Origin of the sequence: Paracoccus aerius (assembly GCF_014656455.1) — a bacterium.
Taxonomy (GTDB): Bacteria; Pseudomonadota; Alphaproteobacteria; order Rhodobacterales; family Rhodobacteraceae; genus Paracoccus; species Paracoccus aerius.
Genome location: NZ_BNCL01000002.1, coordinates 364,873 through 377,881, shown reverse-complemented (window position 1 = coordinate 377,881; position 13,009 = coordinate 364,873). Strand labels below are relative to the sequence as shown.

Sequence of the window (13,009 nt, the reverse complement as noted above, 5' to 3'; positions counted from 1 at the left end):
GATGAAACTGCGCATCTTTCACCAGACCGTTTATCGCTATGACCGGCCGGCACGGAACCTGGTGCAAAGCCTGCGGCTGACGCCTTCGGTCAGCGAAGGGCAGCGCACGCATGACTGGCAGATCGACGTGCAGGGCGGCATCCGCGGCCCCGGCTTTCGCGACGGCGCCGGCGACTGGATCGAGGGCTGGACCGTCCGCGGCCCGACCGAGGAAGTGACCGTCACCGTGACCGGCCGCATCGAGACGCGCGATACCGCAGGCGTCCTGCGCGGGCATCGCGAACTGATCAATCCGCTGGCCTATCTGCGCGACACTCCCGCGACCAAGCCCGATCAGGCGCTGCGGGATCTGGCCTTGACGGCCAAGGATGCCGCCGATCCCCTGGGCCTTGCGCACCGCCTGTCGGCCGTTGTCTCGGACGCCATCGCCTATATGCCCGGCCAGACCGGCTTTCACACCACCGCCGCCGAGGCGCTGGAAAAGGGCGAGGGCGTCTGCCAGGACCATGCCCATGCGCTGATCGCCCTGGCCCGGCTGCACGATCTGCCGGCCCGCTATGCATCGGGTTATCTGCACACCACCGCCGATGGTGACGCGCATGAGGCTGCCCATGCCTGGGCAGAAATCAACGTCCCGGGCCTGGGATGGGTGGGCTTCGATCCTGCCAATCGTTGCTGCCCCGACGAACGCTATGTCCGGCTGGGTTCGGGGCTGGATGCTTCCGATGCGGCGCCGATCCGCGGCATCGCGGCGGGCCATGGCATCGAGACGATGGATGTCGCGGTCAGCGTCGAGGAGGTCGAGCGCTTCCAGACCCAAAGCCAAAGCCAGACGCAAAGCTGAAGGGGGCTGCCGCCCCCTCTTGGCCCTGCTGCCAGGGCCGGCGGTTGAGACAGAATTGCCGCAGCACTGCTGCCGGATGGCAAGGACCGATTGCGACCTGTCCCCGCCCCCACTAGACAGGTTGCGGCGCGATCATGACGGGGAAGACGCAGCCATGACCTATTGCGTCGGCTTGAAGCTGAATGCCGGATTGGTGCTGTTGTCGGATACGCGCACCAATGCCGGGCTGGACAACATCGCCTGCTATCGCAAGATGTTCTTCTTCGAGGAACCGGGCGAACGGGCCATCGTGGTGATGACGGCGGGATCGCTGTCGGTCACGCAGACGACCCTTGCCCGGCTGAGCGAGGCCATCCATGACGAGATGGCGGACGAGACGACCTCGATCATGAAGGCCCAGACCATGCTGCAGGTCGCCACGATCATCGGCGACACGCTGTCCCGGACGCGTCGGGAAATCGCCGAGCAATGCCGCGACCTGCGCCAGCAGGCATCGGCCACCATGATCGTCGCGGGCCAGCGGCAGGGCGGCGACATGCGCATGTTCCTGATCTATCCCGAAGGCAATTTCATCGAGGCGACCGAAGACACGCCCTTCCTGCAGATCGGCGAACACAAATACGGCAAGCCGATCCTGGACCGTGTGGTGACGCCCGCGACCAGCCTGGCGGATGCGCAAAAGGCCGTGCTTTTGTCGATGGACTCGACCCTTCGGTCGAACCTTTCGGTCGGAATGCCGCTGGACCTGGCGATCATCCAGAAGGATGCCTGCGCCGTCACCACCCGACGCCGCATCCTGGAGGGCGATGCCGACTTCGCCCGGATGAGCGCGGCATGGTCCGCGGCCCTTCGCGACAGTTTCGTCAACATCCGCATCTGATTGCACGCATCGCCGCAAGACAGCTTTGCATCCGAAGCCTGTTGAGCCAGCGGTGACGCAACGTTAAACGGGACCACCAGCCCCGGAGGACCCCATGACCGACAAGACCCCCCGCAGCGCCCGCGTCACCCCCGAGGAGGCCTTGGCCTATCACATGGAGCCGCGCCCCGGGAAGTTCGAGGTCGTGGCCTCGACCCCCATGACCACGCAGCGCGACCTGTCGCTGGCCTATTCGCCGGGCGTCGCCGTGCCCGTCCAGGCCATCGCGGACCGGCCCGAGACGGCCTATGACTATACCACCAAGGGCAACATGGTCGCTGTGATTTCCAATGGCACCGCCATCCTGGGGATGGGCAACCTGGGGGCCCTGGCCTCCAAGCCGGTGATGGAGGGCAAGGCGGTGCTGTTCAAGCGCTTCGCCGACGTGAACGCCATCGACCTGGAACTGGACACCGAGGACGCGGACGAGTTCATCAATGCCGTCCGCCTGATGGGGCCGACCTTCGGCGGCATCAACCTGGAAGACATCAAGGCGCCCGAATGCTTCATCATCGAAAGCCGCCTGAAAGAGATGATGGACATCCCCGTCTTTCACGACGACCAGCACGGCACGGCGGTGATCTGCGCGGCAGGGCTGCTGAACGCGCTGGAACTGTCGGGCAAGAAGATCGAGGACGTGAAGATCGTCCTGAACGGCGCGGGCGCCGCCGGGATCGCCTGCCTTGAACTGCTGAAATCGATGGGCGCGCGGCATGAGAACTGCATCATGGCCGACACCAAGGGCGTCATCTACCAGGGCCGGACCGAGGGGATGAACCAGTGGAAATCGGCCCATGCGGTCGTGACCACGGCCCGCACCCTGGAAGACGCCATGAAGGGGGCGGACGTGTTCCTGGGCGTCAGTGCGAAGGGCGCGGTGACGCAGGACATGGTGGCCTCGATGGCCGACAACCCGGTCATCTTCGCCATGGCCAACCCCGACCCCGAGATCACGCCCGAGGATGCCCATGCCGTGCGCCCCGATGCCATCGTAGCCACCGGGCGGTCGGATTATCCGAACCAGGTGAACAACGTCCTGGGCTTTCCCTACCTGTTCCGCGGCGCGCTCGACATCCACGCCCGGGCGATCAATGACGAGATGAAGATCGCCTGCGCCGAGGCACTTGCGGCCTTGGCACGCGAGGATGTCCCCGACGAGGTCGCCGTGGCTTACGGCCGCAAGCTGCAATTCGGGCGCGACTATATCATTCCGACGCCCTTCGATCCGCGCCTGATCCATGTCGTGCCCCCTGCGGTGGCTCGTGCGGGCATGGATACCGGCGTTGCCCGCCGCCCGATCATCGACATGGAGGGCTATGTCCAGTCGCTGAAGAACCGCATGGATCCGACTGCCGCGATCCTTCAGGGCATCCATGCCCGCGCCCGGCAAAGCCAGGCCCGCATGATCTTCGCCGAGGGCGACGATCCCCGCGTCCTGCGCGCCGCCGTCGCCTGGCAGCGCGGCGGCATGGGCCAGGCCCTGGTCGTGGGCCGCGAGGCCGATGTGAAGGAAAAGCTGGAAGCCGCGGGCCTGGGCGACGCCGTGCGCGAGTTGACCGTGGTAAATGCTGCCAACTCCCGGCATCTCGAGGCCTATCACGAGTTCCTTTACGCGCGCCTGCAACGCCGCGGCGTGGACCGAGAGGACGCCCACAAGCTTGCCAACCGCGACCGCCACGTCTTTGCCGCGCTGATGCTGGCGCATGGCCATGGCGACGGGCTTGTGACCGGCGCGACCCGCAAGAACGCCCCGGTGCTGGCGCAACTGGGCCATGTCTTCGACCTGCGCCCGCAGGACGGCGCGGTGGGCATCACCGCTGTGCTGCACAAGGGCCGGATCGTACTGATCGGCGACACGCTGGTCCATGAATGGCCCGAGGCCGAGGATCTGGCCGACATCGCCACCCGCGGCGCGGGCGTGGCGCGCGGCCTGGGCCTGGAACCGCGCGTGGCCTTTCTGTCCTTTTCGAACTTCGGCTATCCGGTCAGCGAACGGGCCGTGAAGATGGCGAAGGCTACCGAGGTCCTGGACCGCCGCGGCGTCGATTTCGAATACGAGGGCGAAATGACCGTGGATGTGGCGCTGAACATGGATTCCGCCGCCCGCTATCCCTTCAGCCGCCTGACCGGGCCCGCCAACGTCCTGGTGGTGCCGGCGCGCCATTCGGCGTCCATCAGCGTGAAGCTGATGCAGGAAATGGCGGGCGCGACGGTGATCGGCCCGATCCTGACCGGCGTGCCGCAACCGATCCAGATCTGCTCCACCACCTCGACGGTGAACGACATCCTGAACATGGCGGCAATTTCCGCCGGTGGGTTGGGGACGGGGCGCTAGGACTCGTTGGCGGGGCGGGCGAACAACTCACCCCGCGCGACCTGTCGCTGGCGTTCGCGGAACCGCGCACGGTCGGCGTCGTCGTATTCGGACAGGCAGCGGTGGCAGCTGACGCCTTCCTCGTATTCGGGGCGCTCGCGATCCTCAGGGGCGAGGGGGCGGCGGCAGGCGTGGCACAGGCCGTGGCGGCCGGGCTGCAACCCGTGGGTCAGGCTGACCCGCCCGTCGAAGACGAAGCAATCGCCCTGCCACAGGCTGTCCTGCTGCGGCACCTCCTCCAGATACTTCAGGATGCCGCCCTTCAGGTGGAAGACGTCCTCGACGCCCTGCGACAGCAGGTAATTCGTCGACTTCTCGCAGCGGATGCCGCCGGTGCAGAACATCGCCACGCGCTTGCCGGCGAAGCGGTCGCGGTTGGCCTGCCACCATGCAGGGAAGTCGCGGAAGCTGCGCGTGCCGGGATCCACGGCGCCTGCAAAGGTGCCGATCCCGATCTCGTAATCGTTGCGCGTGTCGATCACCGCCACGTCAGGCGCGCTGATCAGGGCATTCCAATCGGCCGGCTCGACGTAATGGCCCACCGCGGCGCGGGGATCGACATCCGGCTGGCCCATGGTCACGATCTCGCGCTTGAGGCGCACCTTCATCTTGCCGAAGGGCATGACCTCGGCCGGGCTTTCCTTCCAGTCCAGCCCCTCGCATCCCGGCAGGGCGCGGATATGGGCCAGCACCGCGTCGATCCCGTCGCGCGTGCCGGCGATGGTGCCATTGATCCCCTCGGGCGCCAGCAGCAGCGTACCGCGCACGCCATTGGCGCAGGCGATCCTGGCCAGCGGGCCCTTCAGGGGGGCGGGATCCTCGAAGCGGGTAAAGTGATACAGCGCGGCAACGGTCAGCATGGCCGCGCCTTAACGCGGCCAGGCCCGCAGGCGCAAGGTCAGAACGAAAGCCCCAGGGCCAGGCCGCCCAGCAGGTAGGTCAGGCCGGTGATCAGCAGGATGCCCACGATGTTCAGCACGAACCCGCCCCGCGCCATCTGGGCGATGGTCACGGTGCCGGTGCCAAAGACGATGGCATTGGGCGGCGTGCCGACCGGCAGCATGAAGGCGCAGGTCGCGGCCAGGGCGGCGGGGATCAGCAGCGTCATGGCATCGGCCCCGATGCCCAGGGCGACCCCGCCCAGGATGGGGATAAAGGTCGCGGCCGTCGCCGTGTTGGAGGTGATCTCGGTCAGGAACAGGATGATCGTGACCACCGCCGCCACCAGCAGAAGCGTGGGCAGGGCACCAAGCCCCGTCACCTGCTGGCCGAACCAGCCGTCCAGCCCCGACGCCGCCACGGCCGAGGCCAGGCTGAGACCGCCGCCGAACAGCAGCAGCACCCCCCAGGGCAGGCCGCGTTCAGCGTCCTTCCAGTCCAGGACCATCCGGTCGCGGCCCCTGCCCGGCAGGAGGAACATCACCAGGCCCGCGCCGACCGCGATGGCAGTATCGTCCAGGCTGCCCAACCAGGGGGCCGCCGCATCGATCGCGGGAATCGAGGTCAGAAGGCCCGGAACCACCCAGAGAAAGGCCGCGCCCATGAAGACGCCCAGCACCATCTTCTCGCCCTGGCTCAGCGGGCCAAGCGCCCGGACCTGGCTGTCGATCATCTCGAGCCCGCCGGGGATCTCGGGCAGGTCAAAGCGGTAAAGCAGCCGCGTCATCAGGAACCAGGCGATCAGGATAAAGGCCAATGCCAGGGGCGTTCCCAGCATCATCCATTCCAGAAAGCCGATGTTGCGGCCCAGTTCGTCCGCCGCATAGCCCGCGACAATGGCATTGGGCGGGCTGCCCAGCAGCGTTCCCAAGCCGCCCATCGAGGCCGCCCAGGCGATCGACAGGACCAGGCAGACGCCAAAGGCCTTGATGTCGGGATCCTTCACAACATCGGTGATGGTGCCGCCGGCGCGCATCGCCTCCTCGGCCTCGGCACCGTCCTGGCGCGATCCGCGCGATACGACCAGCGACAGGACCGACAGGCCGATGGGCAGCATCATCAGCGTGGTTGCGGTGTTCGACACCCACATCGACAGAAAGCCCGTGGCCAGCATCATGCCCAGCACGATGCGGCGGGGCGCCACCCCCACCTTGCGCAACGTCAGCAGCGCGATACGGGTGTGCAGGTGCCACTTCTCCATCGCGATGGCGATCAGGAAGCCGCCCAGGAACAGGAACACGATCGAGCTGGCATAAGGCTGGGTGGCCTCGGCGACGCTGCGTTCGGTCAGGGCAGGGATCAGGACGATGGGCAGCAGGGACGTCGCCGACAGCGGGATCGCCTCGGTCATCCACCAGACGGCCATCAGCGTGCCGATGGCGGCCACCATGCGCGCGTCGGGCGGAAGGTCGGGTTGGCCTCCCAGCAGCAGCCACACCAGGCCGGCCAGGGCCAGCCCCAGGATGCGCAGACCCCAGATCATCTGGGGCGACCGTCCGGTGGGCTCGTTCTCGTCAAAGCCGGCGCTGTGATCCAAGTCCTTCTGAACGTCCATCGTTCCTCCCTTCTCCCTTATCCTTGCTCCCTTTTCTGGATAATCCAAAAGCTGCATTTCCGCCACCGTCGCGGTCAGCCCTTGACGATCACCAGCCCACGCCGGTCTAGTTGCCGCGTTCCAGAAAGAAGGCCCCCGCATGACCACCGCCCTGATTGTCATCGACATGCAGACCGACTTCTGCCCCGGCGGCGCGCTTGCCGTGGCGGGCGGGGATGACATCGTCACGCCCATCAATGCGCTGATGCGCGATTTCGGCGCGGTCGTGCTGACCCAGGACTGGCACCCCGCCGACCATGCCAGTTTTGCATCAAATCACCCGGGGACCGCGCCCTTCAGCCTGACGCAGATGCCCTATGGCCCGCAGGTGCTATGGCCCGACCATTGCGTGATCGACACACCGGGCGCGGATTTCCACCCCGGGCTTGACCTGTCCCGCGCCGACCTGGTGATCCGCAAGGGCTTCCGCCCCGGCATCGACAGCTATTCGGCCTTCTTCGAGAACGACCGCGCCACGCCCACCGGCCTTGCCGGCTACCTGCGCGACCGGGGACTGTCCGACTTGACCTTTGTGGGCCTGGCCCATGATTTCTGCGTCGCCTGGAGCGCGATCGACGCTGCCCGCCTGGGCTTCACCGCCACCGTGATCGAGGCGGCGACCCGCGCCATCGACCTGGACGGCAGCCGCGACCGGGCCCGCGCCGACATGCGCGCCGCCGGCGTCAACCTGGAGTAAGGGCCGATGGTCGATATCGCCACCCGCGTCTACAACCACAAATGGAAGATCGACCCGATCGTCCGGTCGCTGATCGACACCGACTTCTACAAGCTGTTGATGTGCCAGTCGATCTTTCGCAACCGCCCCGACACGACGGTCTGCTTCAGCCTGATCAACCGCACCCGGTCGATCCGCCTGGCCGACCTGATCGACGAGGGCGAGCTGCGCGAGCAGCTTGACCATGTGCGAAGCCTGCGGCTGTCGCGCGGCGAGGGCACCTGGCTTCGCGGCAACACCTTCTACGGCAAGCGCCAGATGTTCCGCCCGGATTTCATGGAGTTCCTGGAGAACCTGCGCCTGCCGCCCTATCACCTGGAAAAGCGCGACGGACAGTATGAACTGACCTTCGAGGGCCGCTGGCCCGAGGTCATGATGTGGGAGATCCCGGCCCTCGCCATCCTGATGGAGTTGCGGTCCCGCGCGGTCCTGGCGACCCTCGGCCGGTTCGAGCTTCAGGTGCTTTATGCCCGCGCCATGACCCGGCTGTGGGAAAAGATCGAGAAGCTGCGCGAGATGCCCGATCTGCGGATCGCCGATTTCGGCACCCGCCGCCGCCACAGCTTCCTGTGGCAGGACTGGGCCGTGCAGGCCATGATCGAGGGCCTGGGCGAACGCTTCACCGGCACTTCGAACTGCCTGATCGCCATGCGCCGCGACATCGAGGCGATCGGCACCAATGCCCATGAGCTGCCGATGGTCTATGCCGCCCTGGCCGATACGGACCAGGAACTGCGCCAGGCCCCCTACAGGGTGCTGGCCGATTGGCACGAGGAGCACGACGGCAACCTGCGCATGATCCTGCCCGACACCTACGGGACCGAGGGCTTCCTTGCCGGCGCGCCGGACTGGCTGGCCGGCTGGACCGGCATCCGCATCGACAGCGGCGATCCAGCAACGGGGGCCGAGACCGCGATCCGCTGGTGGCAGGACCGGGGCGAGGATCCGACGAAGAAGCTGGTCATCTTCTCGGACGGGCTGGACGTGGACAAGATCGCCGAACTGCACCGCCGCTTCCACGGCCGCGTCAAGGTCAGCTTCGGCTGGGGCACGCTGCTGACGAACGATTTCCGGGGGCTGGTGGCAGGCGACGGGCTGGCGCCCTTCAGCCTGGTCTGCAAGGCAGTCTCGGCCAACGGCCGCCCGACCGTCAAGCTGTCGGACAACCCGGCCAAGGCCACTGGCCCTGCCGCCGAGATCGCGCGTTACCGGCGCGTCTTCGATGTGGGACAGCAATCCGCAGTGGATGTGGTGGTCTAGGGCGTTCAGACGCCCGTGACCCGCAGCATCGCCAGGCAACACAGCGCGCCCAGCAGGGCCGTGATCGGGACCGTCACCATCCAAGCCACGGTGATGGTCGCGACATGGCTCCGGCGGATCAGCATCCGGCGGCGGCGTTCCTCGGCCGGCAGGGGGGCGGCACGCTTGGCATTGCTGCGCCGGTCCAGCATCTCGCGCACGAAGCCCACGCCGAAGACCCCGCCGACGGCCACATGGGTCGACGACACCGGCAGGCCCAGCCCCGACGCGACCAGCACGATCATCGCCGTGGCCAGCGTGATGCAGAAGGCGCGGACCGGGTTCAGGCGGGTGATCCCCTCGCTGACCATGCCGACAAGGCGGCGGCCGAACAGGATGGCACCCAGGGCGATGGTGGCCCCCGCAAGCGCCAGCATCGCCAGCGGCACCTGCACGCTTCCGTCTTGCGACGGCATCAGGATCACCAGAAGCGGCCCGGCCACGTTGCCCGCATCGCCCGCGCCATGAGCAAAGCCCATCATCACGGCCGCAAACAGCAGCGGCTGGCGCAGGATGCGCTTCATGCCGGGCTTCTCGTCGGCATCGGACAGGACCTTGGCCAGCCTGCGGCGCATCAGCAGCGCCACCGCCAGCCCGGCGGCGATGCCGGGCAGCAGGGCCATGGGCAGGCGCAGGGACAAGGCGGGCAACAGGGTCGCGACATAGGCGACGAACAGCCCGACCATCGCCCCCACCAGCGGCGGCAGCCAGGCCCGTGCGGCGGCAAGGCGGTCGGGCGCCTCGGCCACGCGAATGCGCAACAGCGTCAAAAGCGCGCCCGCCAGCAGCGCCGACGCGAAGGGCGTCACGACCCATGCGAGGGCGATGGACAGGATGCCGCCCCAGGACAGCGCCGAGGCCCCGGCGGCGGCAAAGCCTGCCCCGGCGATGGCGCCGACGATCGAATGCGAGGTCGAGACGGGCAGGCTGGCCGCCGTGGCGACGGTGATCCAGGCCGCGGCCCCGATCAGCGCGGCAAGCATCATCACCTGCCCCTGCGCGGCATTCTCCAGGACGCCCGGATCGATAATCCCGCCCGCAAGCCGATGCGCGACCACATGACCGGCCAGGACCGCGCCCGCGATTTCCGCCAGACCCACCAGCAGAAGCCCCGGCCCGATGGCGATGGCCCCCGCCCCCACCGCCGGGCCAAGCGAGTTCGCAATGTCGTTGGCCCCGATCGACAGGCCCAGCCAGCCCGCCACAAGGAAACCCGCGCCGATGGCGACCAGCCCCGGCTGCCGCCCTGTCAGGGCAAGGGCCAGAAACAACAGGGCAACGCCCAGCAGGATGACCGACCCCAGCCGCAGGACGGGCCGGACGGCATGGAACTGCGCGGCCTCGGCGACGGTGATCCGCCGCAAGTCCTTGTCCAGCACCTCGAATTGTCGGTCGGGCCGCTTCATGCCCCGATGTCAGCCGCCGGCGGGGGGCAATGCAAGCAGGATCTGTTGCAAGCCGGGTTCGGCTACCAGGCGCGCAGCCTCGGCCGGGGGGAACCAGCGGCGCTTGCGCTGCTTGGCTTCGGGGAAATCGCGGCGCAGCCGTTCCGCATCCAGCAGGAAGACCCGGACCTCGACCGGCACGGAATAGCCCCGGTCCTGTTCCTTGTCATAACGATAGCGGCCCAGTTCGGCATCCTGGACCTGTCCCTCGACGCCCGCCTCCTCCCAGGCCTCGGTCGCGGCGGCGGCGGACAGGGTCTTGCCCTCCATCGGCCAGCCCTTCGGGATGACCCAGCGGCCGGTGCCCCGGCTGGTGATCAGCACGACATCCCCGGTCCGGGGGCAACGGCAGACGGCGCCCACCTGCATCGCGGGGGGACGGCGTCCGAACAGGATTCCCAGCCACCGCCACCACGCCGTCATTCGCCGTCCTCGACCCTGCCGCGCAGGGCCTTGACCTCTCCGCGCGTGGACTTGGCCTTCAGGCGGCGCAACTGGCTGCCCCAGGTGGGCTTGGTGGCGACGCGGCGCTTGACGGGCTCGGCCGCGCACCTGATCAATTCGGCCATCCTTTCGCGGGCGATTTCGCGGTTGCGGGCCTGGCTGCGGGTTTCCTGCGACAGGACCACCACCGCGCCGTCACGCGTCCACCGCCGCCCCGCCAGCCGTTCTAGGCGGCGCTTCACGGGGTCGGGCAGATTCGGGGATCGCGCGGCCTCGAACCGCAGTTCGACCGCGGTTTCGACCTTGTTGACGTTCTGCCCGCCCGGCCCCTGGGATCTGGTGAACTGTTCGGTCAGCTCCCATTCCTCGATGGTGATCTTGTCATTGATATGCAGCATGGACAGGCACTATGGCACGGATCGGCGCGGTGAACAGAGGCCGCGGTGAATAAACCGCCCGATCAGGGAAAGGTTGCCGCCCCGGTCAGCGCGTCAGGCCCACGCCATCGCTTTCCGGCCAATGGGCAAAGGGCAGAACCGCGCCGTTGCGCCGGCTTTCGCCGACGCGGGACAGATCGACATCCGCCATGACCCAGCCCGGCTGGTCCATGGGGCCTTCTGCAATGATGCCGGTTTCGGGCCAGAAGCCGTCCGGCGGGCCATAGATCGCCGCCCGACCGCGGTTTTCGTCAAGCGCGGGCATCCAGTCGCACGGCCCCACCGTCGGCGCCTGCACCACGACGCACTGGCTTTCAAGCGCCCGGGCCATGGCCCCGATGCGGACGCGGGAAAAGCCCGCCACCGTGTCGGTGCAGCTTGGCACCAGCAGCAGTTCCACCCCCGCCTGGGCCAGCACGCGCGCCAAAAGGGGAAATTCGCTGTCATAGCAGATCAGGATGCCGATCCGGCCCAAGGCCGTATCGAAGACCCGGAGGCCGGGGGCACCGATCACGTCCCAGTCCTCGCGCTCGAACCGGGTCATGATCTGCTTGTCCTGGTGGCCGATGATGCCCTGGGGACCATAGAGGATCGCGCGATTGACCGGGCGCCGCCCGTCGAAGACAGGACCGGACGCGCCAAGGATGTGGCAGCCATGCCTTTCCGCCAGGCGCTGATGCACAGTCTGGATCTGCGGCCAGTGCCGCGCCACCTCGTGCAGGGACGCCTCGAGGTCGCCCGCCACGCCGCGCCCACCCAGCGAGGCAAGCTCCATCGCGCCGTATTCGGGAAAGACCAGCAGATCCGCCCCCTCCGCATCCCCGACCCATCGGGTCAGCTTGGCCTCGTAGTCGGCGAAGCTGTCGAACCAGTCGATCGGATAGGCGGCGGCGGCGATCTTCAAAGCTGTCTCATCCAGAATTGCAGGGGTTTTTCAGTCTCGGCAGGCTCGTCCAGATCCTTCCAGGAAAAGCGCGCGACGACGCCCGGCAGCGGCGCGTACCCCCGCTTGCGCCAGAAGTCGTCCAGCGGGCGATAGCCGGCGGGCCGGACAGGATGGTCGGCAGGACGAATGACGCTGCAAAAGGCGCTGTAGGTCAGGCCCAGGCTGCGCGCATGGGCTTCCCGCGCGTCGAAGAAGGCATGGCCGATCCCGTGGCCGCGGTATTCGGGCAAAAGCACCGATTCGGCGCAGTAGAAGATCTGGTCCAGCGGCTCGGGCCGGTCCGCGAAGGCCGCCGCAAAATCGGCGGCGTGATCGGTCATGGGCGCGCCGGTGGCTGCCCCCACGATCCGTTCGCCATCCATCGCGGCCACGACCACCGCGCCGGGCGACTGGTAGGCGCGCAGGTAATCGCGTTCGTAATCCGCGTCGCCGTCGTAAAGATAAGGGAAATCGCGAAACACGCGGATGCGCAGACGCGCGACGTCTTCCAGCGCGGCGGCCAGCGCCCCGGCGGTCAGGACGCGCGTCGTGACCGTCATTGGCTGACCTGCCGCGTCCAGTCGGCCAGGTTGTAATAGGTGGTGACGCGGGCGATCTTGCCGTCGCGGATGGTGAAGAAGCTGCCCGCAGGCAGGCGATAGGTCTGGCCCTTCGCCTCGGGCAGGCCTTCGTCGGTCTTCAGATAGGTGCCGTTCACCACGAATTCCGCCGCCGCGCGGTCGCCCGCCTCGTTGGCGAAGATCACCATGTCGGTCAGGTTTTCCTTGTAGCTTTCCGTCATGTGCCGGTTGAAGTCCGCAAACAGCGCCTTGCCCTTTCGGATGCCGCCCTCGTTCACGTGATGCTCGACCTCATCGTGCAGCAGGTCCAGCATGTCGTCTGTGCGGCCTGCGTTGAAGGCGTCGTAATAGGCGGCGATCAGGGTCTTGGTATCCATGGGCATCTCCTTCATCGGGAACGGTTTTAGCGCCCTTCGCGTTTGCAGTCACCTAGACCAGAGGGACCAGATCCGCCTTGTAATTCCAAGGCGTC

13 protein-coding genes are annotated in these 13,009 nt (G+C 67.4%); 5 read left to right on the top strand and 8 right to left on the bottom strand.

Going from position 1 to position 13,009, the window contains the following annotated elements:
* Nucleotide 1: 1 nt before the first annotated feature.
* From IE224_RS03985 to IE224_RS03975, 3 genes are all read left to right on the top strand, one after another.
* Entirely contained in the window at nt 2-844 is an 843-nt protein-coding gene (locus IE224_RS03985) for a transglutaminase family protein (RefSeq protein ID WP_167620903.1), read from the top strand.
* A gap of 154 nt (nt 845-998) precedes the next feature.
* Nucleotides 999-1,724 (top strand): Ntn hydrolase family protein, encoded by a 726-nt coding sequence (locus IE224_RS03980; protein WP_167620902.1) that lies wholly within the window; start codon nt 999-1,001, stop codon nt 1,722-1,724.
* Nucleotides 1,725-1,818: 94 nt separating this feature from the next.
* Entirely contained in the window at nt 1,819-4,098 is a 2,280-nt protein-coding gene (locus IE224_RS03975; protein ID WP_167620901.1) for an NADP-dependent malic enzyme, read from the top strand.
* On the opposite strand, the gene trhO is transcribed toward IE224_RS03975, so the two are convergent.
* Nucleotides 4,095-4,997 carry an oxygen-dependent tRNA uridine(34) hydroxylase TrhO gene (trhO, locus tag IE224_RS03970; RefSeq protein ID WP_191308219.1) on the bottom strand — a complete coding sequence of 301 codons (903 nt, stop codon included), beginning with the start codon at nt 4,995-4,997 and terminating at the stop codon, nt 4,095-4,097. The two genes, IE224_RS03975 and trhO, sit on opposite strands and share 4 nt — an antisense overlap.
* 38 nt (nt 4,998-5,035) lie before the next feature.
* Nucleotides 5,036-6,631, bottom strand: coding sequence for an SLC13 family permease (locus IE224_RS03965; RefSeq protein ID WP_202380076.1), 1,596 nt, complete (start codon nt 6,629-6,631; stop codon nt 5,036-5,038).
* A 139-nt stretch (nt 6,632-6,770) separates the two neighbouring features.
* On the opposite strand from IE224_RS03965, the gene pncA reads away from it, so the two are divergent.
* Nucleotides 6,771-7,367 carry a bifunctional nicotinamidase/pyrazinamidase gene (gene pncA / locus IE224_RS03960; RefSeq protein WP_191308217.1) on the top strand — a complete coding sequence of 199 codons (597 nt, stop codon included), beginning with the start codon at nt 6,771-6,773 and terminating at the stop codon, nt 7,365-7,367.
* Nucleotides 7,368-7,373: 6 nt separating this feature from the next.
* Nucleotides 7,374-8,666, top strand: a complete 1,293-nt coding sequence (gene pncB, locus IE224_RS03955) for a nicotinate phosphoribosyltransferase (RefSeq protein ID WP_167620898.1) — start codon at nt 7,374-7,376, stop codon at nt 8,664-8,666.
* Nucleotides 8,667-8,671: 5 nt separating this feature from the next.
* Here the strand turns inward: pncB and IE224_RS03950 are convergent, their stop codons facing one another.
* The 6 genes from IE224_RS03950 to IE224_RS03925 form a co-directional block, all read right to left on the bottom strand.
* The gene (locus tag IE224_RS03950; protein WP_191308215.1) at nt 8,672-10,111 is read right to left on the bottom strand and encodes an inorganic phosphate transporter; all 1,440 of its coding nucleotides are present in this window, start codon (nt 10,109-10,111) and stop codon (nt 8,672-8,674) included.
* A gap of 9 nt (nt 10,112-10,120) precedes the next feature.
* Nucleotides 10,121-10,573 carry an NUDIX hydrolase gene (locus tag IE224_RS03945; protein ID WP_191308213.1) on the bottom strand — a complete coding sequence of 151 codons (453 nt, stop codon included), beginning with the start codon at nt 10,571-10,573 and terminating at the stop codon, nt 10,121-10,123.
* Complete coding sequence (gene arfB, locus IE224_RS03940; RefSeq protein WP_191308211.1) at nt 10,570-10,992, bottom strand: alternative ribosome rescue aminoacyl-tRNA hydrolase ArfB; 423 nt, start codon at nt 10,990-10,992, stop codon at nt 10,570-10,572. The genes IE224_RS03945 and arfB overlap by 4 nt, the downstream gene beginning before the upstream one ends.
* 85 nt (nt 10,993-11,077) lie before the next feature.
* Entirely contained in the window at nt 11,078-11,935 is an 858-nt protein-coding gene (locus IE224_RS03935; RefSeq protein WP_191308209.1) for a carbon-nitrogen hydrolase family protein, read from the bottom strand.
* Nucleotides 11,932-12,516, bottom strand: a complete 585-nt coding sequence (locus IE224_RS03930; RefSeq protein ID WP_191308207.1) for a GNAT family N-acetyltransferase — start codon at nt 12,514-12,516, stop codon at nt 11,932-11,934. The genes IE224_RS03935 and IE224_RS03930 overlap by 4 nt, the downstream gene beginning before the upstream one ends.
* A complete protein-coding gene (locus IE224_RS03925) occupies nt 12,513-12,914 on the bottom strand; it encodes a ketosteroid isomerase-related protein (protein WP_191308205.1) in 402 nt (133 codons plus the stop codon). Before IE224_RS03925 ends, IE224_RS03930 begins: the two co-directional genes overlap by 4 nt.
* Nucleotides 12,915-13,009 lie beyond the last annotated feature (95 nt).